At 73.1% G+C, this 25,046-nt stretch carries 17 protein-coding genes and 1 riboswitch; of the genes, 5 read left to right on the top strand and 12 right to left on the bottom strand.

All coding sequences use genetic code 11. The annotated features are described in order from the left end of the window. Nucleotides 1-15 precede the first annotated feature (15 nt). On the top strand, nt 16-978 hold the full coding sequence (locus ACFY3I_RS08325) for a lysylphosphatidylglycerol synthase domain-containing protein (RefSeq protein WP_390859920.1): 963 nt from the start codon (nt 16-18) through the stop codon (nt 976-978). A 16-nt stretch (nt 979-994) separates the two neighbouring features. On the opposite strand, the gene ACFY3I_RS08320 is transcribed toward ACFY3I_RS08325, so the two are convergent. Further along, nucleotides 995-1,708, bottom strand: coding sequence for a phosphatase PAP2 family protein (locus tag ACFY3I_RS08320; protein ID WP_390859919.1), 714 nt, complete (start codon nt 1,706-1,708; stop codon nt 995-997). A gap of 192 nt (nt 1,709-1,900) precedes the next feature. Here ACFY3I_RS08320 and ACFY3I_RS08315 point away from each other — a divergent pair, with 192 nt between their 5' ends. Beyond that, the gene (locus tag ACFY3I_RS08315; protein WP_365289604.1) at nt 1,901-3,061 is read left to right on the top strand and encodes a HoxN/HupN/NixA family nickel/cobalt transporter; all 1,161 of its coding nucleotides are present in this window, start codon (nt 1,901-1,903) and stop codon (nt 3,059-3,061) included. A 12-nt stretch (nt 3,062-3,073) separates the two neighbouring features. Here ACFY3I_RS08315 and ACFY3I_RS08310 read toward each other — a convergent pair whose 3' ends face one another. The 5 genes from ACFY3I_RS08310 to ACFY3I_RS08290 form a co-directional block, all read right to left on the bottom strand. After that, nucleotides 3,074-4,033 (bottom strand): hypothetical protein, encoded by a 960-nt coding sequence (locus ACFY3I_RS08310; protein ID WP_390859918.1) that lies wholly within the window; start codon nt 4,031-4,033, stop codon nt 3,074-3,076. 12 nt (nt 4,034-4,045) lie between these two features. Continuing rightward, on the bottom strand, nt 4,046-5,518 hold the full coding sequence (locus ACFY3I_RS08305) for an APC family permease (protein WP_390859917.1): 1,473 nt from the start codon (nt 5,516-5,518) through the stop codon (nt 4,046-4,048). A 294-nt stretch (nt 5,519-5,812) separates the two neighbouring features. Further along, nucleotides 5,813-7,216 carry a Si-specific NAD(P)(+) transhydrogenase gene (gene sthA / locus ACFY3I_RS08300; RefSeq protein ID WP_365289607.1) on the bottom strand — a complete coding sequence of 468 codons (1,404 nt, stop codon included), beginning with the start codon at nt 7,214-7,216 and terminating at the stop codon, nt 5,813-5,815. A gap of 188 nt (nt 7,217-7,404) precedes the next feature. Beyond that, nucleotides 7,405-8,004, bottom strand: coding sequence for a nucleoside deaminase (locus ACFY3I_RS08295; RefSeq protein WP_390859916.1), 600 nt, complete (start codon nt 8,002-8,004; stop codon nt 7,405-7,407). A 2-nt stretch (nt 8,005-8,006) separates the two neighbouring features. Beyond that, nucleotides 8,007-8,213, bottom strand: coding sequence for a hypothetical protein (locus ACFY3I_RS08290; RefSeq protein ID WP_390859915.1), 207 nt, complete (start codon nt 8,211-8,213; stop codon nt 8,007-8,009). 181 nt (nt 8,214-8,394) lie between these two features. Between ACFY3I_RS08290 and ACFY3I_RS08285 the strand changes: the two genes are divergently transcribed. Continuing rightward, on the top strand, nt 8,395-10,230 hold the full coding sequence (locus tag ACFY3I_RS08285) for a glycoside hydrolase family 15 protein (protein ID WP_390860110.1): 1,836 nt from the start codon (nt 8,395-8,397) through the stop codon (nt 10,228-10,230). A 3-nt stretch (nt 10,231-10,233) separates the two neighbouring features. On the opposite strand, the gene ACFY3I_RS08280 is transcribed toward ACFY3I_RS08285, so the two are convergent. From ACFY3I_RS08280 to ACFY3I_RS08260, 5 genes are all read right to left on the bottom strand, one after another. Beyond that, a complete protein-coding gene (locus ACFY3I_RS08280) occupies nt 10,234-12,810 on the bottom strand; it encodes a SpoIIE family protein phosphatase (RefSeq protein ID WP_390860109.1) in 2,577 nt (858 codons plus the stop codon). A gap of 242 nt (nt 12,811-13,052) precedes the next feature. Beyond that, nucleotides 13,053-15,557 (bottom strand): SpoIIE family protein phosphatase, encoded by a 2,505-nt coding sequence (locus tag ACFY3I_RS08275; protein ID WP_390859914.1) that lies wholly within the window; start codon nt 15,555-15,557, stop codon nt 13,053-13,055. 93 nt (nt 15,558-15,650) lie between these two features. Next, nucleotides 15,651-15,938, bottom strand: a complete 288-nt coding sequence (locus tag ACFY3I_RS08270; protein WP_365289611.1) for a YkvA family protein — start codon at nt 15,936-15,938, stop codon at nt 15,651-15,653. Between the two features lie 40 nt (nt 15,939-15,978). Next, nucleotides 15,979-17,163, bottom strand: coding sequence for a hypothetical protein (locus ACFY3I_RS08265; RefSeq protein WP_390859913.1), 1,185 nt, complete (start codon nt 17,161-17,163; stop codon nt 15,979-15,981). Nucleotides 17,164-17,463: 300 nt separating this feature from the next. Continuing rightward, nucleotides 17,464-18,828, bottom strand: coding sequence for an FAD-dependent oxidoreductase (locus ACFY3I_RS08260; protein WP_390859912.1), 1,365 nt, complete (start codon nt 18,826-18,828; stop codon nt 17,464-17,466). 259 nt (nt 18,829-19,087) lie between these two features. On the opposite strand from ACFY3I_RS08260, the gene ACFY3I_RS08255 reads away from it, so the two are divergent. Beyond that, nucleotides 19,088-20,146, top strand: coding sequence for an NAD-dependent epimerase/dehydratase family protein (locus tag ACFY3I_RS08255; protein ID WP_390859911.1), 1,059 nt, complete (start codon nt 19,088-19,090; stop codon nt 20,144-20,146). A 67-nt stretch (nt 20,147-20,213) separates the two neighbouring features. Here ACFY3I_RS08255 and ACFY3I_RS08250 read toward each other — a convergent pair whose 3' ends face one another. Then, nucleotides 20,214-22,544, bottom strand: coding sequence for an NlpC/P60 family protein (locus ACFY3I_RS08250; RefSeq protein WP_390859910.1), 2,331 nt, complete (start codon nt 22,542-22,544; stop codon nt 20,214-20,216). 8 nt (nt 22,545-22,552) lie between these two features. After that, a riboswitch (cyclic di-AMP (ydaO/yuaA leader) is annotated at nt 22,553-22,727 on the bottom strand. 345 nt (nt 22,728-23,072) lie between these two features. On the opposite strand from ACFY3I_RS08250, the gene ACFY3I_RS08245 reads away from it, so the two are divergent. Continuing rightward, nucleotides 23,073-25,004 (top strand): DUF1996 domain-containing protein, encoded by a 1,932-nt coding sequence (locus tag ACFY3I_RS08245; protein WP_390860108.1) that lies wholly within the window; start codon nt 23,073-23,075, stop codon nt 25,002-25,004. Nucleotides 25,005-25,046: the final 42 nt, after the last annotated feature.

Below are 25,046 nucleotides of genomic sequence, written 5' to 3'. Positions count from 1 at the left end.
GGGGTGGGTGCCTCGATGGTCCCGAACGTGAACACCACGCCCGTCACGGGCCGCCGAGGCGTCTACTGGCGGACCGGCCTCTGCCTCGCCCTGCTGGCGGGCGCGGGCTGGCTGCTGCGCCGGCAGTGGCCGACGGTGGAGCACGGGGCGCTCCGGCTGGCCGTCGCCGACCAGGGCTGGCTGCTGGTGGCCGCCGTGGCGGCGGTCGGGACCTGGGCGTCCTCGGCCCTCGCCCAGCAGGGCGCGGTCGCCCGCCGGCTGCCCGGCGGGCGTCTGGTCGCCGCGCAGTTCGCCGCCTCGGCCGCCAACCACCTGCTGCCCGCCGGGGTCGGCGCGGGTGCGGTGAACCTGCGCTTCCTGATGCGCTGCGGACTTCCGGCCGGCCGCGGCGCGTCGGCCCTGGCGGTCAAGGGCGCCGCCGGGGCGGTGGTCCGTCTGGTGCTGATCGCGCTGCTCGCCCCGGCCTGTCCGGGGCTGCTGCGGATCCCGCCCGTGCCCGTGTCCGTCCCCGCGCTCCTCGCCGTGATCGCCGTGGCCGCCGCGGTCCTCCTGCTCGTCCTCCTGATGCGGGCCCGGTTGTGGGCCCGCTGCCGGAGCGCGGTGGCCGCCGTGGCCGCCGACATCCGGGCCCTGCACGCCCGCCCCGTCCGCGCGGCCGCGCTGTGGGGAGGTTCCCTCGCCTTCGCCGCGCTGCACGCCCTGGTCCTGATCGCCGTGACAAGGGCGGTCGAACTCTCGCTGTCCCCCGCCCGGGTGGCCCTGCTCTACCTCGCCGCCAGCGGTGCGGCCGCGCTGCTGCCCACTCCGGGCGGCCTCGGCTCGCTCGACGCGGCCCTCGCCCTGGCCCTGACCGCCTCCGGGATCCCGGCCGCCGCGGCCGCCTCCGCCGTGCTCGGCTACCGGCTGCTGACCGTGTGGCTGCCCCTGCTGCCGGGGTTGCTGGTGCTCGGACTGCTGGTCCGGCGCCGGGCCCTGTGACCGGCCCGCCGCGGTCTCAACCGCCGTTCCTCCCGCCGCTCCTCCGGCGAGACTCCGTGGCCGGGTCCTGCGGCACGCCGTCCCGGGTGCCCGGATCCGGCAGCCGTCGGGCGGCCACGCACCGGCACACCCCGAGCCAGCCGAGCGCCAGCAGCCAGCCGCCGACCACGTCCGTGCACCAGTGCACGCCGAGGAACACCCGGGTGGCCCCGACGGCGACCGCCCAGCAGGCGACGGCCACCGACCACGGCGTGGCGCCGCTCGGGGCCCGGATCCGCAGTGCCAGCACCACCAGACCGGCGGCCAGCGCGGACGTCGTGGTGTGGCCCGAGGGGAACGACCAGCCGGAGGCCTGCGTCTGCCAGTAGACCGTCGGCGGCCGCGGCCGGGCGATCAGCTCCAGCACGGCGTACCGGGCCGCCTGGCCGAGGGCGAGGCAGGCCACGCAGACGAGCACGGCGACCGCCCGCCGCGGCCCGGTGCGGCCCACGAGCAGTCCGGCCACCACCGCGAGGGAGTACGGCGCGACCCCGGTGCCGGTCGCGGTGAGCCCCCGGGCCACGGCCACGGCCACGGCCGGGCGGTGGCCGACGGACCAGGCCAGCGCGGCGCGGTCCGGTGCGAGCGGGACGCCGTGGTGGCCGGCCACGACCAGGGCGAGCACGGTGAACCCCGCCCAGGCCCCGAGCCCGACGCTCCCCGCGAACTCCGCGGTCCTCTTGCGGTCCATGGTCAGGATGGCGGCCCTCCTGCGCGCTGACTGTCTACTGAAATGTAGACGATCGGCGTCCCGCCTGCACTTTGCCCTCTCATGGGAAAGACCTGTCGCCGCCTTTAATGCAAGTAATGTGCAACTACGGAAGAATGGCACCAGGCTGCCGACCGCAGCTGCCCGAGTACGACCGAAGGATGTCACCCCCCGATGACGGCCGCCCCTGGTTCCGCTCCGCCCCTTCCCGCCCAGGCCGAGACCGGACGCTCGGCCTGGCACCGTGTCCGGGCCTCCATGACACGGCAGGAGTGGACCAGGGTCGGCGGGATGGCCGCCTTCGTGCTCGCCCTCCACGTCATCGGCTGGGGCACCCTCGTCGGGATCATCGCGCCGCGCCACTTCAGCGTCGGCACCGAGTCGTTCGGCGTCGGCATCGGCGTGACCGCGTACACGCTGGGCATGCGGCACGCCTTCGACGCCGACCACATCGCCGCGATCGACAACACCACCCGCAAGCTCATGGGCGAGGGGCAGCGCCCGCTCTCCGTCGGCTTCTGGTTCTCCCTCGGCCACTCCAGCATCGTCTTCGGCCTCGCCCTGCTGCTCTCGCTCGGCATGAAGACCCTGGCCGGCCCGGTCCAGGACGACGGCTCGCACCTCCACGAGGTGACCGGCCTGATCGGCACGACCGTCTCCGGCACCTTCCTCTACCTCATCGCCGGCATCAACCTGGTCATCCTGGCCGGCATCTGGAAGGTGTTCCGGCAGATGCGCTCCGGGGCCTACGACGAGGCCGCCCTGGAGACGCAGCTCAACAACCGCGGCTTCATGAACCGCTTCCTCGGCCGGGTCACCGGATCGATCACCAAGCCCTGGCAGATGTACCCGCTGGGCCTGCTGTTCGGCCTCGGCTTCGACACCGCGACCGAGATCGCCCTGCTGGTCCTGGCCGGCTCCGGCGCCGCCTCCGGACTGCCCTGGTACGCCATCCTGACCCTGCCGGTGCTGTTCGCGGCCGGCATGTCGCTGCTCGACACCATCGACGGCTCGTTCATGAACTTCGCCTACGAGTGGGCGTTCTCCAAGCCGGTCCGCAAGGTCTACTACAACCTCACCATCACCGGCCTGTCCGTCGCCGTGGCCCTCCTCATCGGGACCGTGGAACTCCTCGGCCTGCTCGCCGACAAGATGGACCTGCACGGCGTCTTCTGGGACTGGGTCGCAGGGCTCGACCTCAACACCGTCGGATTCGTCATCGTCGGCCTCTTCTTCGCCACCTGGGCGGTCGCCCTGCTGATCTGGAAGGCCGGCCGCATCGAGGAGAAGTGGACGACGGGCCTGGCCCGCCCCGCCGAACGGACCGAGGCGTAGGGCCGGCAACCGTCAGCCGCGCAGCTTCAGGTCGGCCCGCCACTTGAGGATCTGCTTCTCCGCGTCGCCGGTGTACGACCACGGCGTGCGGGTCATCCGCCGTCCCTGGAGCCGCAGCAGGTCCGTGGCGACGTCCGTGATCCCCGCCTGGCAGGCCGCGTGCGTCAGGTAGTTGAGGTCACGCAGTTCGCCGGGGGCGACCGGGTCCTCGGAGCGCTGGGCGATCCAGCGCTCCCAGGTGCGCCGTACGTCGCTGACCGCGCCGTCGTGCTTCCAGTGCTGACCGTGCCCCACCGAGGCCTGCCGGCCGCTCGCCTCGTCCAGGGTGAAGCGGAACTCCTCGACACGGGCGTACTGGACGAGGACCGGCAGGGCGCAGCCCGGCGGGGCGACCCCGGCCGCGTCCCGGGCGAAGTCGTACATCAGGCCGTGCGAGCCGTGCCAGCGCGCGGAGTAGTAGTGGAGCACCTGCAGGTGGCCCTCCACGTTGTACGGGTCGCGCCGGTGCAACTCGTCCCACCAGCGGGCCAGTTCCTGCCGGCGCACCCCGGCCGGATACAGCCGTGCCACCGAGATCAGGGAGACCCAGGGGGTCGGGTCCTGCGGGTACGCCTCCGCGGCCGCCAGGCAGGACAGCACGGCGGCGTCGATCCTGGACCGGTCGATCGGGGCGCCCCGGCCCGCCGAGATGGCCAGGGTGAAGGCCCGGGCCGTCTCGGTCGCCGCCCGCAGCGCCAGCGCGTCGGCGCCGTGCGGTTCCGCGGCCAGCCAGGACTCCGCCGTCGAACTGCCCGCGCAGGCCTGCGCGAGGAGGCGCACCCGGTGTCCCCGGGACGGCCAGTCGGGGCCGGTGGCCCGCAGCAGGTCCCGCAGTCCCTGCCAGCGGCCGATCACGATGTCCTGACGGGCCGAGGTGAGGTCGGTGTCCCCGCAGTCCGGGTCGAAGTCGGCAACGAAGCGGTCTCTCGCCATCGGGCTCGTACCTCAGAAATCCGTGGGGAGGCCTTCGTAAGCCTGGGCCTGTGCGGTGACGTGCTCTTCGGGTACGTAGTCGGTCTCGACGGTGCGGGTGGCGTCCAGCTTGGCAGGTCGGTAGTACTCGCTGCCCTGTCTCCAGTACCAGAGCATCGGGATCAGGCCGACGGCCAGACCGCCGACGCCGATCGCGATCGCCGCGCCGCTCAGTTCGCCCAGCGACTCGACGAAGATCCAGAACATGAACGCCGCGCCGAGCAGCGGCCACACCCCGCCGAGCAGGAAGTCACCCGCGGACCTGAAGAGCATCTTGCGGTAGGCGACCACCACCGCGAGGCCCGCCAGCCCGTAGTACACGGCGATCTGGAGGCCGATCGCGGAGATCGCGTCGGAGAGGATCTCGCCCACCGAGCCCAGCGCGTTGGAGGCGATGAACATCACCAGCGCCACGGCGCCGACCACGGCGATCGCCACGTACGGGGTGTTCCAGGTGCGGTGCACCCGGCCCAGCGCGGTGGGCATCGTGCGGTCCCGGCCCATCGCGAACAGCGAGCGGGTGACCTGGATGAGGGTCGTCTCCAGGGTCGCGATGGTGGACAGCATCACGGCGACGACCAGCAGCTTCCCGCCCCAGCCCGGCGCGATCTCGTCGCCCAGCACGGCCAGCACGTCGGCGTCGTTCGCCGCGATCTGGTCCGAGGACAGGATGACGTTCACGGCGATGGTGAACACCTCGAACAACGCGAAGACGATGCCCACCCCGATCAGGCCCGCGAGTCCGGTCGTACGACGGGAGTTGCGGGTCTCCTCGCTGAGGTTGCTGGTGACGTCCCAGCCCCAGTAGTAGAAAGCGGCGATCAACGCGCCCGAGGCGAAGCCGGAGACCCCGTCGAAATGGCCGAAGCCGAGCCATGACCAGTCGAAGGCGCGGGCGTTGCCGGTGTGGAAGAGCGCGAGCACCGCGAACAGCAGCAGGATCGCCAGTTCGATGCCGGACATCAGCAGCTGGGCGCGGACGGTGAGGCGGGCGCCGCCGAGCACCACCGCCAGCATGACGAGAAACCAGCCGGCCCCGACCACCGTCGACAGCGCCACGTCGTCGGCGAGGCCCTCGTCGAACAGGGACAGCGTCATCGAGCCGGCGGGCAGTGAGCCGGCCACCATGAAGATGGTCGCCGACACCACCAGCGCCCAGCCGCTGACGAAGCCGAGGAAGGGGTGCAGGGTGCGGCCCACCCAGGAGTAGCTCGCGCCCGCGTTCACGTCGATCCGGCCCAGATAGCTGAAGGCCAGCGCGATGCCCAGCATGGGTATCGCGCACCACAGCAGCGCGGCCGGGCTGCCCAGGCCCACCGCCCCGACCAGGACCGCGGTGGTCGCGGCCAGCGAGTACGCCGGTGCGCTGCCCGCCACGGCCATCACCACCGTGTCGAACGTGCCGAGAGCGTTGGCCTGCAGCCCTCTGCCCCTGCTGTTGCTCATGGTCGTGCTGCTTTCCGGTCGTGCAGGGCGCACGGGAGTGCAGGCCCGCGATGGTACGGGTGGGGACGTGCGTCCCGCCTCGCACCCGTCGAGGGGTGGCCTCGGGCAAGGGGCGGTCAGCTGCGGGAAAGGGGTGGTGAGGGCCGCATGCCGAGAGTCGGCGGACGGTCACACCGCGTGGGTGGGTGTGATGATAGCGGCCCCCTTTGGCCTTTCAAGATGACCGACCGGTAATCACATATGCCACTCGAAGAGGCCAACCAGCGCACCGGAAGCAGCCGTTCCCGAACCCCCTCAGTTCTCCAGCCGGTCGAGCTGCCGCAGTTTGTTGGTGGCGTCCAGGGCCGCCACCTTGTAGGACTCCGCGAGCGTCGGGTAGTTGAACACGGCGTCCACGAGGTAGTCGACCGTGCCGCCGCAGCCCATCACCGCCTGACCGATATGGATCAGTTCCGTCGCACCGCTGCCGAAACAGTGCACGCCGAGCAGCCGCCGGTCGTCCGGGGAGACCAGGAGTTTGAGCATCCCGTGCGAGTCGCCGATGATCTGCCCCCGGGCCAGCTCCCGGTAACGGGCCACCCCGACCTCGAACGGCACGCAGTCCTCGGTGAGCTGGTCCTCGGTCCGGCCGACGAAGCTGATCTCCGGGATCGTGTAGATCCCGATGGGCTGGAGGTTGTCCATCTGCCCGACGGGCTCGCCGCAGGCGTGGTAGGCGGCGACCCGGCCCTGTTCCATCGAGGTCGCGGCGAGCGCCGGGAAACCGATGACGTCGCCGACCGCGTAGATGTGCTCCACCTCGGTACGGAAGTGCTCGTCCACCGTGATCCGGCCCCGCCGGTCCGCGGACAGGCCCGCCTTGTCCAGGTCGAGTCCGTCGGTCAGGCCCTGCCGGCCCGCCGAGTACATCACCGTGTCCGCCGGTATCTTCTTGCCGCTCTCCAGCACGGTCAGCGTGCCCCGGGGATGCCGCTCGACGGCGGCGACCGTCTCGCCGAACCGGAAGGTGACGGCCAGGTCCCGCAGGTGGTACTTGAGCGACTCCACGACCTCGACGTCGCACATGTCGAGCATGGCCGCGCGCTTCTCCACCACGGTGACCTTGCTGCCGAGGGCGGCGAACATCGACGCGTACTCCATGCCGATCACGCCGGCGCCCACGATGACCATGGAGCGCGGAACCCGCTCCAGCGACAGGACGTTGTCCGAGTCCATGATGGTGCGCCCGTCGAACTCGACGCTGTCCGGGCGGGCCGGCCGGGTGCCGGTCGCGATGACGATGTGCTCCGCGGTCAACAGCCGCTCGTCGCCGTTCGGTTCGCGCAGGGCGACGGTGTGCGGGTCGACGAAGCGGCCGGTGCCGGAGCACAGGGTGACGTGGTTGCGGGAGAGCTGGTTGCGGATGACGTCCACCTCGCGGCTGACCACGTGCTGGGTGCGCGCGGTCAGGTCGGCGACGGTGATGTCCTCCTTCAACCGGTAGCTCTGGCCGTAGAGATCGCGCTGGGTGAGGCCGGTCAGGTAGAGGACCGCCTCGCGCAGGGTCTTGGAGGGGATGGTGCCGGTGTGGATGGACACACCGCCGACCATCTCGGGGCTGTCGACCACGGCGACGCGGCGGCCCAGCTTGGCCGCGGCGATGGCGGCCCGCTGGCCGCCGGGACCGGATCCGATGACGAGCATGTCGAAGTCAGGCACCTTGCGGAGTCTGTCAGCAGGCGCCCCCGCTCCGAAAGGGAGAACGGCGGACCATCACGTGAAATCCGCTACGGACCTGCGCCGTCGCGCGTCCCGCGCCGTCCGCGCGCGAGCCGCCCGCCGTCGCCCCGGCGGGGCGTTCGGCCGACCGGGCCCGGAGACGCACCGTCACGTCGGGCCGCGGCCGCTCACCGTGCACCGGCCGGTTTGGTCCCGCGGAGTGTCTCGGCCCGGCGGAACAGTTCGTCCGTGGTCCCGGCCAGGACGCCGCCGAGCAGCCGGGGGGAGTAGAAGCCGGCGGACGCCTCGGCCACCGTCCGCGCGGACAGGGTGATCTGGTGCAGGCCGGTACGGCCCAGCACGTCCACCGAGGTGCCCCAGACGACCTGGCCCACGCCCGCCCAGGCGCAGGCGCTCATGCACATGGGGCAGGGCTCCCCGGTGGAGTACAGGGTGGTCGCGGCCCAGCCGCGGTTGCCGACCCGGCGGACGTAGTCGGCCATGGCTACCATCTCCCCGTGGTAGGTCGGGTTCTCGGCCGCGGTGTTCACCCCGCGTCCCAGGACCCGGCCCGACGCGACGAGGACCGCGCCGAAGGGGAAGCGCGGGTTGCGGTGCGCCTCGTCGATCGCGGCCGTCATGAACCGGACGTGCTCCTCGCCGCTCCCGTCGCCGTCGTGGGTGTCCGCCGCGGACGGGGCGACGGCGGGCCGCGGTGTGTGCGGGGCGGACCCGCACGGCACCGCGCCCGCCGCTCCGAGCAGGCCGAGGAGGCGGCGCCGGTCCACCGTCAGGGCAGGAGCCTCTCGACGCAGTTCGGCCCCTCGCGCTCCATCTTCTTCCTGGCCCATTCGAGCGTCTCCGGAGTGACGTCCCGGCCGGACGCCATCACCAGGTCTTCGGGCGCCACCCCGGAGCCGGGGGCGCTGTGCAGCAGGGAGTCCGGGGTGGCGCGGTCGTCGGGCGACCGGGACGCTTCGGGTTCTGAGGTGGACATGGTGCCTCCTTCACGGAGCGGGGTGCACACTCTCACGATTGCCCGCCCGGCCCCACCCCGCATCCGGAGCGGCCCCGGCCGTCACCGCGACGGAGGTCCGGGGAGCGAAGGAAATTATCCCTTCTAGGATGTAATGTGCCCATACACCCATCCGGGGATCCGTTCCGGGGAGGCCGCCGTGATGATCGAACAGCGGTTCTTTCAGAATGCGCCAGGTGGCCCCGGCTACCTGCCGATCGCCGAACACGGGCTGATCGGCGACCTGCGCAGCGTCGCCCTGGTCGGCAGCGACGGCACCATCGACTGGTACTGCTGCCCTTCCTTCGACGCCCCCAGCGTCTTCGCGTCCGTGCTGGACGCCGAGCGCGGCGGCCACTTCGCGCTGGCCCCCGCCGTCCCGGCGCGGACCAAGCAGTTCTACTTCCCCGACACCAACGTGCTGATCACCCGCTTCTTCACCGACGACGGCGTGGGCGAGGTCCAGGACTTCATGCCCGTCACCGGCGAACCCGGTGACTGCGACCGGCACCGGCTGATCCGCCGGGTGGTCTGCGTGCGCGGCACCGTGCCGTTCCGGGTCCGGGTGGCCCCCCGCTTCAACTACGCCGCCGACCGGCACACCCTGCGGATGCTCGACGGCACCGTCCTGTTCGAGTCCGAGACGCTGTCCCTGGCGCTCACCTCCACGGTGGCCATGGAGCAGGACGGCCCGGACGCCCACGCGGACTTCAAGCTCGGCGAGGGCGAGTCGGCGGTCTTCGCGCTCGACCAGGCCGGCGACCACATCGCGCCGCGCGGCTGCGCCCACGTCGAGGCGGAACGACAGTTCGACGCCACCGTCCGCTACTGGCGGGGCTGGCTGTCCCGGTCCCGCTACCGGGGCCGCTGGCGGGAGATGGTGCACCGCTCGGCCCTGACCCTCAAGCTGCTCACCTACGCGCCCACCGGCGCCATCGTCGCCGCGCCCACCACCAGCCTTCCCGAGCAGTTCGGCGGCGAACGCAACTGGGACTACCGGTACGTCTGGATCCGGGACGCCGCCTTCGCCGTCTACGCCCTGCTGCGGCTCGGCTTCAGCGGCGAGGCCGAGGCCTTCATGAAGTTCCTGGCCACCTACATCAGCCCCGGCGACGGCGCGGCCACCGGACCACTGCAGATCATGTACGGCATCGACGGCCGCTGCGACCTTTCCGAACGCGTGCTGCCGCACCTGGAGGGCCACTGCGGCTCCGCCCCGGTGCGGGTCGGCAACGCCGCGGCCGGCCAGCTCCAGCTGGACATCTACGGCGCGCTCATCGACTCGATCTACCTCTACGACAAGTGGGCCCAGCCCATCTCCAGCGAACAGTGGGACGACGTCACCCGGCTCGTCGCCTGGGTCTGCGACAACTGGGACCAGCCCGACGAGGGCGTCTGGGAGACCCGCGGCGGCCGCAAGAACTTCCTCTACTCGCGCCTGATGTGCTGGGTGGCCATCGAGCGGGCGATCCGGCTGGCCAGACGGCGCGGCCTGCCCGCCGACATGGTCCACTGGATGACCGCCAGGGACGCCATCTACCGGCGGATCATGGACCGCGGCTGGTCCGAACGGCGCCGCGCCTTCGTCCAGTACGAGGGCGGCGACGTCCTGGACGCCTCGCTCCTGATGATGCCCCTGGCCAAGTTCATCGCCCCGACCGACCCCAAGTGGCTCTCCACCCTGGACGCCCTCGGCGAGGACCTGGTCTCGGACTCCCTGGTCTACCGCTACGACCCGCAGGCCAGCCCCGACGGCCTGCGCGGCGACGAGGGCACCTTCTCCATCTGCTCGTTCTGGTACGTCGAGGCGCTGGTGCGGGCCGGACGCATCGACGAGGCCAGGCTGGCCTTCGAGAAGATGCTCACCTACGCCAACCACCTCGGCCTGTACGCCGAGGAGATCGGCCGCACCGGCGAGCAACAGGGCAACTTCCCGCAGGCGTTCACCCACCTCTCGCTGATCAGCGCGGCCTTCAACCTGGACCGGGCACTCGGCTGAGGGTCAGGGCACCGGCTGTTCCGCCCAGATGACCTTGCCCGCCGGGGTGTACCTGGTGCCCCAGCGCTCGGACATCTGGGCGACCAGGAACAGACCCCGGCCGCCCTCGTCGGTGCTCGCGGCGTACCGCAGGTGCGGCGAGGTGGTGCTGGCGTCGGAGACCTCGCAGATCAGGGAACGGTCGCGGAGCAGCCGTACCCCGATGGGCGCGCGGCCGTGCCGGATGGCGTTGGTGACCAGCTCGCTGAGGATCAGCTCGGTGGTGAACGACAGCTCGTCCAGGCCCCACTCGGCGAGCTGACGGGTCACCTTCGCCCGCACGTCGGACACGGCCGCCGGGTCGTCCGGCACCTGCCACTCGGCGACCTGGTCCGCGCCGAGCGCCCGGGTGCGGGCGACGATCAGCGCCACGTCGTCGGAGGGACGGGCCGGCAGGCGCTCCAGGACGGCCGCGCACATCTGCTCGGGGGTGCCGCCCGCCGCCGACTCCAGGGCACCGGCCAGCAGGTCGAGACCCTCGTCGATGTCCCGCTGCCGGTCCTCGACCAGCCCGTCGGTGTACAGGACCAGGCTGCTGCCCTCCGGCAGCTCCAGGTCGGCCGTCTCGAAGGGCAGTCCGCCCACCCCGAGCGGCGGTCCGGCCGGCACGTCCGGGAAGTGCACGGCGCCGTCGGGCCCGAGCAGGGCCGGCGGCGGATGACCGGCCCGGGCCACCGCGCAGCGGCGGGAGACCGGGTCGTAGATCGCGTAGATGCAGGTCGCCCCCGTGACCGGGGCGGTGTTGTCCGCGGGGGTCTCGTCCTGGTCGATACGCCCCACCAGCTCGTCCAGCAGGCTCAGCAGTTCGTCCGGTGTCAGGTCCAGCGCCGCGAAGTTGTGCACGGCCGTCCGCAGCCGCCCCATGGTCGCCGCCGCGTGCAGCCCGTGCCCCACGACGTCCCCGACCACCAGCGCCACCCGAGCCCCGGACAGCGGCACCACGTCGAACCAGTCGCCGCCCACCCCCGACTGCGCCGGCAGATAGCGGTAGGCGATCTCCAGGGCGCCCTGCTCGGGCAGACTGCGCGGCAGCAGACTGCGCTGCAGGGCCACCGCCATGCTGTGCTCGCGCGTGTAGCGGCGGGCGTTGTCGATGGAGACCGCGGCACGGGCCACCAGCTCCTCCGCGAGGGCCAGCTCCTCCGTGTCGAACGGCGCGAGCTTCTCCGAACGGCAGAAGTTGGCCACTCCCAGCACCAGGTTCCCGGCCCGCAGCGGGACCGTGATCAGCGAGTGGATGCCGAACTCCAGGATCCGGCCGGTGCGCTCCACGTCCTGGGCCCGCCAGCCGGCCGACTCCCGCAGCCGCGGCTCGACCACGGACTCGCCGGTGACCAGACAGCGGCCCTGCGGCGAGGAGGGCACGAAACGGATCCGTTCACCCACCTGGTAGAGCGGGGCCCCCTTGTCGACGCCGGAGAACGCCACCCGGCGCAGCGCGTCCCCCGGCTTGGGCTCCTCGCCCTTGAGGACCGCGTCGTACAGGTCGATGGCCGCGTAGTCCGCGAACCTGGGCACGGCCAGCTCCGTCAGCTCCTCGGCCGTACGGGTGACGTCCAGGCTGGTGCCGATGCCCACCCCCGCGTCGTACAGCATGTTCAGGCGCTCACGGGCCACCTCGGCGCGCCCCGACAGGGCGCGCAGCTCGGTGGAGTCGCGCAGGGTGATCACACTGCCGGGCGGACCGCCGCGCACCTCGATGGGGCGCTGGTTGACCGCCAGCAGCCGGTCCTTGACCAGGTGCACCTCGTCGGTGGCCATCCGCCCCGAGGCGATCAGCTCCGCGGTGTCGCTGTCCAGGCCGAGATCGCCGACCCGGCGGCGCTCGGCGTCCGGGGGCAGGTCCAGCAGCCGCTGCGCCTCGTCGTTGGCGAGCATCAGCCGGCCGTCGCCCCCGACGATCAGGACCCCTTCGCGCACCGAGTGCAACACCGCGTCGTGGTGCTCGTACATGCGGGTCATCTCGTGCGGTTCCAGGCCGTGCGTCTGGCGCCGCAGACGTCTGCTGACCAGCGCCGTGCCCGCGGTCGCCAGGGCCAGCGCGGCGGCGGCCGAGGCCAGCAGCAACGGCAGCTGCTGGTCGGCGGCGCCGCCCACGTGCGCGGTGGTGATGCCGGCAGACACCAGCCCCACCACCTTGCCGTCGGTGTCCTCGACGGGGACCACGGCCTGCACCAGCTCCCCGATGGTGCCCCGGACCTCCTCGGTGACCGTGCCGCCGGCCACCGCGGGCCCGATGTTCCCGACGAACTTCTTCCCGATCCGGTCCGGCTTCGGGTGCGTGTAGCGGATCCCGTCGGTGTTCATGACGACGATGAAGTCCACGCCGGTCGCCTTGCGGGCCGCCTCAGCCCTGGGCTGGAGCACCGCGGTCGGATCCGGCAGCCGCAGCGCGGCGGCGGTGCCGGGCGCGTTGGCGAAGGACTGGGCCACGGCCAGGGACCGGTTGCGGGCCTCCATGGTGCTGTCGTGCCGCACCTGGAGGACCTGCTCCACCACCGCCGTCACGACCAGCAGCAGGACGATCACCACCTGCAGCATGAAGACCTGTCCGGCCACGCTGCGCCGGCCCCGTGCCGACCACCAGCGGCGCGGTCGCCCGCGTTCCGGTCCGACCGCCGTGCCCTCCTCCTCCGCGACCGGCGCGCGCGAAGGCTGGGAAGGGAGCGGCCGGGTCTCGGACCGGCCGGGCAGACGGACCATGAGGCCATGTCTACACTGCCCGGCCCGGTGAGGCGAGAGGGTCTCCGGAGACAACCGGCGCGACGCCCCGGTGCGGCGTGTCACGGCCGGCTCCCCGGCGCCCGGCGGCGGGCGGCGAGCAGCAGCGCCACGTCGTCGGGCCGGTCGGTCGCGTGCCGGGCCGCGGCGGTGAGCCGGTCGGCCACCCCGGCCAGCGATCCGCGGCCGTGCCCGTCCGGCGCGGCCCCGGCCGCGGACAGGGCCAGTCGCAGCGCGGTGATCCCGTCGTCGATGTCCGCGCCGGGCCGCTCCACCAGACCGTCGGTGTACAGCGCGAGGATCGCATCCGGCTCCAGTTCCAGGTCGGTCACGGGATACCGGGCCCGCGGGTCCACGCCGAGCACGACCCCGCCGGCGATCTCCAGGACCCGGGTGCGCCCGTTCGGGGCGCGCAGCAGGGGCTGCGGGTGACCCGCGCGGGCCATCCTGGCGTGCCCCGTGGCCGGGTCCAGACGGAGATAGCAGCAACTGGCGAACTGACCGGGGTCGAGGTCGATGAGCAGATGGTTGGTGCCGCACAGCACCTCGTCGGGCGCCCGGTCGCCGAGCGCGAACGCCCGGACCGCGCTGCGCAGCTGGCCCATGGTCGCGGCCGCCTGCACCCCGTGCCCCTGGACGTCCCCGATGACCAGGGCCAGTCCGTCGCCTGCCTCGACGACGTCGTACCAGTCACCGCCCACGTCCATCCCCTGGGTACCCGGCAGGTACCGGCCCGCGGTCTCCACCCGGGGGTGCGCCGACAGCCTGCGGGGCAGCAGGGCCTGCTGGAGTCCGCGGGCGAGGGCGGCCTCGGTGTCGTAGCGCTGGGCCTTCCCCATCGCGTGCGCGATCAGCCCCCCGAGCGCGGTGAGGACCGTGCGCTCCTCGGTGCTGAAGCCCCGCTCGTCGTCGAAGCCGAGGACGCAGGAGCCGACCGGGCGGCCGGTGGCGATCAACGGCAGGTAGGCGCGCGCGCCCCTGTCGGTGTCGAGCGGAAGGCCCGGGTAGGTGTCCGCCACTTGCCGCATCGACTCGAAGAACAGCGGTCTGCCGGTGGTCAGGGTCTCGACAGCGGGGAGCCGGGCGTCGAGACCGACCCCGTCGAAGGGGGCGAGGAAACCCGGCGGGAAGCCGTACTCCCAGGCCAGGTAGAGATGGCGGTCCTGGAGGAGGTAGATGGCCAGCCGACGGCCGCCGAAGGCCGGGAGCAGCTCCTTCATCACCACCGCCGACACCTGACGCGCGGTCACCGCGTCGGTCAGCGCGATGGCCAGGGCGATCGGCCGGTACAGCGGGGCCGTCGGGGCGCCGCCCGCGCGGACCGGGCCGACCGCTGCCCCCGGCTCCGGCGGGCCGGACGGACCGGCGGCCGGTTCGATCCGTTCGGCGGGGACGAACGTGCCGGTGACGATGCCGGGGCCGGGGTGCAGGGACAGGGCCAGCCACTCGCCCTCGCCGGAGTCACCGTGGCGGACCTGGAAGTGCACCGGGTCGGGGGCGAGCAGCGCGCCCCGCCACTGGTCGTCGTACGGCGCCCCGCTCAGCCACGGCATGGCCTCCCACACGGGACGGCCGAGCAGCTCGGCGGGCGGTCGGCCGATCAGCCGGGCGGCGGCCGGGTTCAGGTAGCGGAGCACCCCCGAACGGTCCAGGCAGAACACCCCCTGGGGGAGCAGATCGGCCACGTCGTCGGCGACCGCGGCCGGTCCGGGATCGACCACGGCCCCGCAGACCAGTGGCGGATCCGCGCCGCCGGCCTGCAGGGACAGGTCCACCAGGCGCGGCGAGCCGTCCGCGGCCCGCACCCGCAGCGGCGACCACGGCGGGCGGCCGGCCGCGGTCTCCCGCAGGGCGGTCAGCACCTGGTGGGCGTCGGTGGGCGTCACGGCGGCCGCCAGCTCGGCGACATCGGCGGGGAGGTCCTTCGGCGTCACGCCGAGCAGGGCGTGCAGCCGGTCGTCCGCGCGCACCGCCGAGGTGACCGGGTCCCAGGTGAAGTGCCCGGCGCGGGCCGTCCCCGGGAGTGTCACCGGCGGGCGCACGCACACCGGCTCGCTCTCCCAGGCGACCGCCGCGTCGCCCTCCTCGGCGACCAGTCCGCGCAGTCCGGCCCCCAGCTCTTCGGCCAGCCGGCCCAGATGGTCCAGACCGGGCAGCTCGTCCTCCGCGTCCGGTACCGCGGGGCGCAGCACCGTGAGCACCCCGAAGGACGGTGCCGCCCCGGGCACCGGTGTGTACACCGACCCGAACTGGAACGGCAGCCCGGCCGCGAACTGGGGATAGCGGCGGACCGTCTCGGTGGCGTTGGGCAGCACCACCCGCACCCCGAGCCGGTAGGCGTCCGCGACCGGGAACGGCCGGTCCATGTGCAGCCGCCACCAGGGCCGGAACAGCGGGCCGGGCAGCCCCACCAGGGTCGCGAGCCGCAGCAGGCCGGGGGTGCCGGCGCGCAGGTACACTCCGGCGACGTGGCCGCCGGCCGCGCCCAGGGCGCCGGTCGAGGCGTCGACCAGCAGCGCGGTCAGCCGTTCACGCGCCCGGCCCTGGTGCTCGTCGCTCCCAGTCATCCGGTCCTACCTCGTCCGTGCACCGCCGGGTGGGGACACAGCAAGAATGCGCCACCAGGCCCACGGAACGCACCTGGGCGGGTCCCCGGCGGCTCAGAGTTCGGGGTCCTCGGTCGGCAGCACCCGGGCCGCGCGCATCGAGCGCAGGGCCAGCAGCAGGACGCCTATGTCGTCCAGGTAGATCGGGTCGGGCAACAGGTCGGTGGGGAGGACCAGGTACAGCACGGCGCCCCAGAACACCCACCGGGGACCGGTGGGCAGCCCCGCCCGGCGCAGCGAGCTCCGGGTGCGCACCAGGCGTACGAGCACGGTGACCGCCCCGGCGAGCAGGGCCGCCGCGACGATCGCGCAGATCACGAGCACGGTCGTGGTGGTGTCCATGGCTGTCCTGTCGTCCCGCCCCGGTCCTGCCCGGGGTTCGTCACTGGTCCGTCTTCCCTGATTCGTCCTCGGGCATGGCGGTCGGCCCGGCATTCGGCCCGGCATTCTCCTTCGGCGGCCGCAGGCCCTTGAAGACCCGGGTCAACTGCTGGAGCGGGGAAGCGGGTTGGGAGACCGGCACGGCGGCGGCCGGCGAGTCGCGGAGCGCGGTGAGCGCCTCGTCGGCCCGCTGCGCGGCCTCCCGGTACAGGTCGCGCGACCTGGTCATGGCCTCCAGCGCCTCGGCGTACTGCGCGACCCGCTCGCGTTCGCGGGCGAGTTCCTCCTCCAGCGTCATGAGGGTCCAGTTGTCGCGCAGGTCGGCCAGGGCCTCGGCGGCGCCCTGCGGCGCGGGCCTGGGCAGGGCGGCGAACCGGCGCAGGGCGCCGATCAGCTCGGTGGACTCCGAGCCGTCCAGGAAGACGCTGCGCACCGCGTACTCCCGTGCGTCGTAGCCGGACGGCGCCGGGTCCGGGGGCAACAGGACGGCTCCGCCGCGCGGCACCTCGACGCCGAGGTCGCGCACCGCCCAGTTGACGGCACGGAACTGCTGGGGCGCGGCCCGGTGTTCGACCACCCGGTGGGCGAGGCCGGGCGGCAACTGCCGGACCAGCGGCTGCCGGCCGAGCGTGTCGGGCGTCATCGCCTCGTGCACCACGAGGTTGACGCACCAGGCGTCCTTCGCGGCCTCCCGGAGCACCCGCCGCATGTCCTTGTCGTCGGCGGGCAGCGGGTTCACGGTGCGCAGCCGCAGGCCCGCGACGGCCGGGTGGTAGTCCCAGCCGGCCTCGCCACCGTCCCCGGCCTCGTCGCCGTCGGGCCAGAACACCGTCGCCGGGGAGGGCCACGCGTCGTCCCAGGGCCGCTCGGCCTCGGCGACGAGCTGCCACTCCCGGCCGGCCTGCCGGGCCGTGAGGGTCAGCCGGGCGCGCACCGTCACCGCACCGTCGGCCACGCGCCAGCGGGCCTCGAAGACCCGCGGGCCGGCCACCGGAACACCGGGGTCGGCTGGCTCGGCGGGCGCGGGGGAGTCCGCGGGTTCGGCGAAGTCGTCGACGGCGCCGGTCTCCCTGCGGCGGCGCAGGATCCGGCGGATCACCTGCTCGGAGTCCGGGCCCGTGTGGCGGCCTCGGGCGGCCCAGACGGTCGGCGGAAGGACGGCGCGGTCGGTGGCGGAGTTCGACATGGGCCAATCTGCTGACGGGGGCGGGACGTGCGTTCCAGTATCACTGCTCGGGCGCGCGTTCCACAGGGTGGGGGCCGACCGCGCACGGGGCACGCGTCCCGCACCCGGGGTGTGCGCCGGGTGCGTCGTGCGACGCCGGTTCATCCGTGTCGCGGGCCGGGCGGATTCCGGACAATGGTGCGCGAACGGGGCCCGCTCGTCCATCCGCAACGGGGCGGGTCCCGTTCACCGGCCGTATGTGCGAGAGGGCCGCCGGTGATCCGGCGGCCCCCGTCGAGCCGGGTACGGCTCAGCGCCCGGTCACGCGCCGCTCTCCCGGAGCATGTCCTCGCGCTCGACCAGCTTCACGCGCTCGCGGCCCTGCGGCTCGCCCAGCGCCTTCTCGGCGGCGTCCAGCCGGTACCAGCCCTCCCAGGTGGTGAAGCGGACGTTCCGCTCGGTGAGGAAGGCGTCCACGGCCTCCGGAGCGGGTGACTCGGGGGTGTGCAGCCGGTCGTTCGCGAAGTCGTCCAGGAGGTTGGAGACGGTCTCGTTCGCGTCGCCCTTGGTGTGGCCGATCAGGCCGACCGGGCCGCGCCGGATCCAGCCGGTCACGTACGTCGACGTGAGGTGGCCGCCGCTCTCCTCGATGACCCGGCCGCCCTCGTCCGGGACGGTGCCCGAGTCGATGTCCCAGGGCAGCTTGGGCAGCTTGTCGGAGAGGTAGCCGACCGCGCGGTAGACCGCGCCGAGATCCCAGTCCTTGAACTCGCCGGTGCCCTTGACGTTGCCGGTGCCGTCCAGGGCGGTGCGCTCGGTGCGCAGCCCGGTGACCTTGCCGTCCTCGCCGAGGATCTCCGTGGGGGACTCGAAGAAGTGCAGGAAGAGCTTGTGCGGGCGGTCGCCGACGTCGCGGATCGCCCAGTTCTCCAGGGTCTTGGCGACCATGTCGGCCTGCTTGTTGCCGCGCCGGGTCTCGATCGAGCCCGCGTCGTAGTCGATGTCCTCGGGGTCGACGATGACCTCGATGTTGGGTGAGTGGTCGAGCTCCCGCAGTTCCATCGGGGAGAACTTGGCCTGCGCCGGTCCGCGGCGGCCGAAGACGTGCACCTCGAGCGCCTTGTTGGCCTTCAGACCCTCGTGCACGTTCGGGGGGATCTCGGTGGGGAGCAGCTCGTCGGCGGTCTTGGCGAGGACGCGGGCCACGTCCAGGGCCACGTTGCCGACACCGAGGACGGCGACCTTCTCCGCCTCCAGGGGCCAGGTGCGCGGGACGTCCGGGTGGCCGTCGTACCAGGAGACGAAGTCGGCGGCGCCGTAGGAGCCGTCCAGCTCGATGCCGGGTATCCGCAGCTCGCGGTCGGCCGTCGCGCCGGTCGAGAAGATCACCGCGTCGTAGAAGGAGCGCAGGTCGTCGAGGCTGATGTCGGACGGGTAGTCCACATTGCCGAAGAGCCGGATCTGCGGCTTGTCGAGCACCTGGTGCAGGGCCGTGATGATGCCCTTGATGCGCGGGTGGTCGGGGGCGACGCCGTAACGGATCAGGCCGAACGGGGCGGGCATCCGCTCGAAGAGGTCGATGGACACGCCGGGCTCGGCGGCCACCTCGGACTTGAGCAGGGCGTCGGCGGCGTAGATCCCGGCCGGGCCGGCTCCGACGATGGCTACCCGCAGGGGGCGCGGCATGATCAGGTTCCCTTCGAGCGGTGACAATCGATCGAGTGAAGACAATCGATCTCGAACGGGAAGCCTAAACTAAGGCAGTCCTAAGTTAGTACGCGGGTCCCGTCTATGACCCCATAAGTCGACCTTATGACCCCTCCCGGGCCCGGCTTATGCCCGGCAGACGGTACAACCCCGGTCCCGGTCTTGGCGGCCACCCCGGGCATGCACCAGCCTGTCCCCTGCGGCGCACCGAGGCGCGGCCAGGGCGAGGGGTGGGTTCGTGGACGCACGCGGGGAGACGGCCGTCGCGGTGACCGGCGGCACCGGATTCGTCGGCAGCCACCTGGTGCGCAGGCTGCTGGAGCGGGACCGACGGGTCCACGCGACCGTCCGCGACGCCTCCGACGCCGCCAGGGTACGGCCCCTGTGGGAGCTCCAGGAGGCCTTCCCCGGCCGGCTCGCCCTGTTCGAGGCCGACCTGCTGAAGGACGGGTCCTTCGACGAGGCGTTCCGCGGCTGCGCGACCGTCTTCCACGTCGCCTCGCCGTTCCTGATGCCCGAGCGGATCAAGGACGGCCGGCGGGACGTGGTGGACCCGGCGGTGCTCGGCACCCGCAACGTGCTCGCGAGTGTCGACCGCGTCCCGGACGTGGCGACGGTGGTCCTCACCTCCACCGTGGGCACGATCTTCGGCGACTACCGCGACGTCCGCGAGATGGCCGGAGGGATCCTCACGGAGGAGTACTTCAACACCACCAGCACGGCGGCCGGCAACCCCTACCACTACGCCAAGACGGCCGCGGAGCGCGCCGCCCGGGACGCCGCGGCGGCCCAGGACCGCTGGCGTCTGGTCACCGTCAACCCCGGCCTGGTGCTGGGCCCCTCGATCACCCCAGCGTCCCGGTCCGGCAGCCTGTTCCTGCTGGACGAGCTGTTCAGGGGGTACTTCTGCTACGGCGCCCCGGACTTCAGCTTCACCACCGCGGACGTCCGCGACGTGGCCGACGCGCACATCGCGGCGGCGGAGCACCCGGCGGCGGGCGGCCGGTACATCGTGGCCAACGAGACGATGACGTCCTTCCTCGAGATGTCCCGGATCATCCGTACCCGCCACCCCTGGGACCCGCGGCTGCCGCGCACCGCGCTCCCGCACTGGCCGGTACGGATCCTCGGGCCGTCCTTCGGCCTCACCCAGGACTACATACGCAAGCACCTCGGCATCCGCTTCCGCGTCGACAACAGCCGGGGCGTCCGCGAACTGGGCCTCACCTACCGGCCCGTCGAGCAGACCCTCCTGGACCACCACGAGAGCTGGCGCTCGCGGCGACGGAGGGCCTGACCCCGGCGGCCGACCCGGGCGGCCGACCCCGGGACCCGGACCCGGGATTTGGCCCCGGCGACCGGAGTCAGGCCGGGCGGACCACCCGGTGGATGGCCGACTCACCGGCGTTGTAGATCGACTCCTCGCGTATGGACGCCCCCGGGCTGGGCGCGTGAACCATCATGCCGTTGCCCGCGTAGACGCCGACGTGACTGTCGTTGTCGAAGAAGAGGACCAGGTCACCCGGTTCGATGGCGGCCAGCGTCATCGGGGTGCCGGCGAAGGCCTGGTCGGCCGCGCCGCGCGGCAGCGACACCCCCGCGGCGCGCCAGGCCGCCTGGGCGAGGCTGGAGCAGTCGTACGACTCCGGACCGGTCGCACCCCAGACGCAGGGCCGCCCGATCTGCGCCCGGGCGAACTCCAGCGCCTTCATGGCCTTGCCGGGCTCGGCCGCCGCACCGGGCACGAGGAGCGAACCCGTGTCGGTGACGGCGCCGGGCGCGAAGGCGGTCGCGGGGGCCGCCTCGGGCATGGCCGGGACCGGCGCGGCGGCCACGAGCGGCACCGTCGGGACGGGCGCGGTGAACACCGGGGGAGCGGTGGGGACGGCCGCCGTGGGGAACGGGGCGGCCACCGGGGGAGCGGTCGCGACCGACGCGGTGGGGAAGGGAGCGGCCACGGCCGGGGGCACGGTGGGCACGGCCGCGGTGGGGAACGGGGCCTGTGCCATCGCGGCGGCCGTGGCCATCGCAACGGGGGGCTCGGGCACCGCGGCGGGAGTCGCCAGCATCGCCCACGGCGGGTCCGTCACCGCCGCGGGCATGGGCGCGGCGGCGGCGTAACCGGCGGCTGTGGGCTGCGTTCCGGCCGCGTAGGCGCCCAGGTCGACCGCGGGAGCCGCGGGGAAGGCCTCGGTGCCGAAACCGGCCGACGGCATGGCGGCCGACGGCATGGCGCCCGACGGCATGGCGGGAGCCGCCATGTACGCGGCCGGCCCGGCGGGGACCTGAGCGGCCGGGGCCGCCATGGTCCCGGCCGCCATGCCGTAGCCGCCGGCGGTGTACGGCGCCTCCGCGGTGAACGCCGGCGCCCCGAGATGGGCGGCCGCCGCGTCCGGCGCCATGACCGGGAACGCGCCGTTGTCCATCAGGCCCGGGAGGGGCGCGGAGACCTGGAAGGCGCCCATGTCGGTGGGGGCCATGGTCTGGAAGGCGCCCATGTCGGTGGGGGCCATGGTCTGGAAGGCGCCCATGTCGGTGGGGGCCATGGTCTGGAAGGCACCCATGTCGGCCGGGGCCATGGTCTGGAAGGGGCCCATGTCCGCGGAGGCCGTGGCTTGGAATGCAGCCGTGTCCGCGGGGACCCCGGCCGGGAAGGCCTCCGTGTTCGCCGGGGTCGCGGCCGGGAAGGCACCCGTGTCGTCCGGCATCGGGAACGTGCCGGTGGCGCCCGGCGTCATGACCCGGAAGGAACCGGTGTCGCCGAGGGTCGCGGTGGGGGGCGGAGCGGTGTCCATGGCGGGCGCGGCCGGCACGTCGCCGGTGCCGCCCGGCGTCATGACCCGGAAACCGGGCGGGGCCGCCGGAAGCCGGGACGGTGCGCTGCCCGGGGTGATGATCCGGAAGGTGCCGGTGTCCGTCGGGGACACGATCGGGATGCCCCCGGTGTCCGTCACGGCCGTCTCCGGCGACGCTCCGGTGTCGCCGTATCGTCCCGGCGCCCCGGCGGGAGCCGGCCGCCGCGCCGGGACCCGGGCCTCGGGCGTGGTCCAGAGGGCCTGGGCGACCGGTGCCGCCTGCGGGGCCTGGGCGGGCGCGGCCGGTTCGAGCGCCGCGACCGCCCGCTGTCCGGTGCGCTGCGACAGCAGCTCCCGCGCCTTGGCGATCTTCAGCTGGCTCCTGGTCTTGGACGTGCCGGGCGTGGCGCGCCGCGGCGCGGCGGCGGGCAGTGCCCTGGGCGCGTCGGACGAGCCGGGCGGCAGGGCCGCGGGGGACCCGGCCGTCAGTTCCCGCCCGGGGCGCGCCGCCGGCTCGCGGACGACCTCGATGTCACTGTTCGCGGAGGGTCCCGCGGTCAGCTCAGGCCGGGACGGGCCGGAGCCCTCCACCTGGCCGAGCAGGTCGGCCGCCATCGGGCTGACGGGCCGGCGTGGTCCGGGGCGGGCGGGCTGCCGGTCGGCCGGCAGCGCAGCGGGGACGCTCGGCCCGAGCCGTGAGCGTGCCGTGTCGAACCACTCCCGCGCGATGCTCTCGAGGCCCGGGTCGTCACGCCGGGGCCGCTTGAACAGCGGGACACCGCGGGACCGCGAGCCCCCGTTCATCGCGCGCGTGGCGTTGTAGTTCCCGGTGGCGTTCTCGGCCTGGTCGTAGAGGTTGTCGATCCGCTGTCGAACCTCGTCACGGCTCTCGGGCGCCATGGGGGTCGTGCTCCTTCCGTACTCCGCCGACCGGGTTAGCTGTCGGGTTCGGGCGGGTCGATCCGGAAGGCATGCCCTACGGCCCCTGCCTGAGAAGGCGGTCGGCCGATTCACCCCAGTGGTTCCGTTGGGTCCCCGGCTCCGGGAGGCCCCGTTGGGCACCGGATTGGGCGGAGGCCGCGCGGCCCGGCGGGATTCGCCGGGGGGAGCCGAACGGCCTGCCCGTCAACTTAGCCAACTTGTGTCACTCGTGTGAAGGTTGGAGTGGCTAATGTCCGATACGTAATTGTGATGTTCGTCGTAGTGCTCGACGGCGGGGGGCGCTGCCGCGGGCGGTCCCACGGGCTGCTTCCTATGAGAACACCGTGAATTCGTGGGGTGGTTGAACACGGAGGCGCCGCGCCGCGTATCAGGCGGGGGGATTTCCATGCCCGGCCGACCACGACACGCAGGGGAACGACCTTGAGACCCAACAGGCGCAGACGCCCGACCGGCGCACAACGCGCGACCTTCGCAGCGGTCGCCCTGATGCTCGGTGGCGGAACACTGGTCGCGGTGAACGTCTACGCCTCGGCCACCGAAGGGGGTTCGGACCAGTCCGGAGCGACCGCCAACGCTCAGGTGCTGTCCGCGCCCACCGTCTACTGCCCCGACGTCGGAAGCCGTCTGACCGACGTGCCCGACGCGGCCCGTGCCGACGTCGACGGTGAACTCGCGCAACTGGACCAGCAGATCGTGGCCGCCTACCAGCAGCTCAAGGACTCGGCGGCGGCGATCCAGCAGGACCCCGGTGCCGCCGACCGGACGATCCTGGAGCCGCTGAAGGAGAAGCGCTCCGAGTCCCTCCAGCGCATCGCCGACGCCATCGACCGCGAGGGGGACCGGCCCCAGGGCCTCGACGACCTCGCGGCGTGCACGCTGCACTCCTCGGACCAGGGCGGCGGCCAGTCCGCCTCGCCGCAGGGCGGTGAGACACCGGGCCAGGGCGCGAGTGCGAGCGCGAGCGCGAGTGCCGGCACGGGCGTCGGAGGGCAGGGCGGCAACGGCCCGGTCGCCGCCGACTACGCCGACATCACCGGTGTGCAGCCCAACGTCGCGAACCCGGCCGAGCGGTCCGGCGGCTCCACCGGCACCTTCTCCTCCAGCTGCGGGGTCAACGCCAACGGCCTGTTCAACTCGGACAACGTGATCGTGGCGCCCGGCGTCTCCAACGGCGCCCACCACTTCCACGACTACATCGGCAACCAGTCCAACAACGCGTTCGCCAGCGACGACGACCTCGCGAAGGCCGACACCAGCTGTGCGGACCGGGGCGACAGGTCGACGTACTACTGGCCGGTGCTGCGGCTGCAGAACGGCAAGCAGGAGCGGGACGCCGACAAGCCGGGCGGCGGTACCGAGGGCAACGCCGGGCAGATCGTGACGGCGAAGGAGGTCACCCTCACTTTCGAGGGGAACCCGACCTCGAAGGTCACCGAGATGCCGCGGCTGCTGCGCATCATCACCGGTGACGCCAAGTCCTTCGTCAACGGCCCGGCCAACGCCAACGCCTCCTGGAGCTGCACCGGTTTCGAGGACCGGCAGCTCAAGGACAAGTACCCGCTGTGCCCCAAGGGCAGTGACGTGGTGCGCACGTTCAGGTTCCAGAGCTGCTGGGACGGCCGGAACATCGACAGCGCCAACCACCGCACCCACGTGGCGTTCGAGGCCGCCGACGGCAGCTGCCCGAACGGCTTCCAGGCCATCCCGCAGCTGGTGCAGCGCATCGTCTACGCCGTGGACGCGCCGAGCCTTCAGGACGGCGGCCGTACGGTCCCGCTGTTCGCGGTGGACTCGTTCCCCGAGCAGCTCCACAAGCCGGTGACCGACCACGGCGACTTCATCAACGTCTTCGACGAGGACCTGATGCGGAAGATGGTCGACTGCATCAACTCCGGCCGCACCTGCGGGGCCGGGGCCGGCGAGCAGCCGCCGTCGCAGAGCGCCGAGCCCGACCCGTCCGAGTCGGCGAGCCCGCAGGACCCGCCGTCGGACACCGCGAGCCCGGTCACCGAACCGAGCGACACGGCGGCCCCGGCCGAACCGCCAGCCGAGACCGGGGGCGCCGAGCCCTCCGAGCCCCCGGCGGAGCCGTCCGCCACGAAGACCGACTCCGGCGGCACCGGTCTGCCGCACGTCTACGCGAGCGCTTCGCCCAAGAAGTCCTCGGGCACCGGAGGCGGCGTCATCAGCCGGCCGACCGACCGGCCCGAGACCGTGGCCCCGGCCGACACGGCGACGGCGGCCGGCGCCGCTCCGGCGGGCCAGGAGTCCCCGTCCACCGTGCCCCAGACGGAGCCGCAGGCCGTCCAGGGCGATCTCGCCGAGACGGGCGCCCACCTGTGGCCGGCCGTCTTCGGCGGACTGCTGCTGGCCGCCGGGTTCGTGCTGCTGTGGCGCACCAGGTGGCGGTCGTCCTGACGCACGCGTCGCGTCTCCGCCGGGCCCGGCCCGGCGGAGACG

Source organism: Streptomyces sp. NPDC001068 (assembly GCF_042897315.1).
Lineage (GTDB): Bacteria > Actinomycetota > Actinomycetes > Streptomycetales > Streptomycetaceae > Streptomyces.
This window is presented reverse-complemented; position numbering and strand designations above follow the sequence as displayed.

Bases quoted from the DNA above. Each gene is read 5' to 3' on its own strand.
- ACFY3I_RS08315 (WP_365289604.1), top strand. From the start codon at position 1,901: ATGACGGCCGCCCCTGGTTCCGCTCCGCCCCTTCCCGCCCAGGCCGAG.
- ACFY3I_RS08320 (WP_390859919.1), bottom strand. From the start codon at position 1,708: ATGGACCGCAAGAGGACCGCGGAGTTCGCGGGGAGCGTCGGGCTCGGG.
- ACFY3I_RS08245 (WP_390860108.1), top strand. From the start codon at position 23,073: ATGCTCGGTGGCGGAACACTGGTCGCGGTGAACGTCTACGCCTCGGCC.
- ACFY3I_RS08280 (WP_390860109.1), bottom strand. From the start codon at position 12,810: ATGCTGCAGGTGGTGATCGTCCTGCTGCTGGTCGTGACGGCGGTGGTG.
- ACFY3I_RS08260 (WP_390859912.1), bottom strand. From the start codon at position 18,828: ATGCCGCGCCCCCTGCGGGTAGCCATCGTCGGAGCCGGCCCGGCCGGG.
- ACFY3I_RS08310 (WP_390859918.1), bottom strand. From the start codon at position 4,033: ATGGCGAGAGACCGCTTCGTTGCCGACTTCGACCCGGACTGCGGGGAC.
- ACFY3I_RS08290 (WP_390859915.1), bottom strand. From the start codon at position 8,213: ATGTCCACCTCAGAACCCGAAGCGTCCCGGTCGCCCGACGACCGCGCC.
- ACFY3I_RS08325 (WP_390859920.1), top strand. From the start codon at position 16: ATGGTCCCGAACGTGAACACCACGCCCGTCACGGGCCGCCGAGGCGTC.
- ACFY3I_RS08285 (WP_390860110.1), top strand. From the start codon at position 8,395: ATGATCGAACAGCGGTTCTTTCAGAATGCGCCAGGTGGCCCCGGCTAC.
- ACFY3I_RS08270 (WP_365289611.1), bottom strand. From the start codon at position 15,938: ATGGACACCACCACGACCGTGCTCGTGATCTGCGCGATCGTCGCGGCG.
- ACFY3I_RS08305 (WP_390859917.1), bottom strand. From the start codon at position 5,518: ATGAGCAACAGCAGGGGCAGAGGGCTGCAGGCCAACGCTCTCGGCACG.
- ACFY3I_RS08250 (WP_390859910.1), bottom strand. From the start codon at position 22,544: ATGGCGCCCGAGAGCCGTGACGAGGTTCGACAGCGGATCGACAACCTC.
- ACFY3I_RS08265 (WP_390859913.1), bottom strand. From the start codon at position 17,163: ATGTCGAACTCCGCCACCGACCGCGCCGTCCTTCCGCCGACCGTCTGG.
- ACFY3I_RS08275 (WP_390859914.1), bottom strand. From the start codon at position 15,557: ATGACTGGGAGCGACGAGCACCAGGGCCGGGCGCGTGAACGGCTGACC.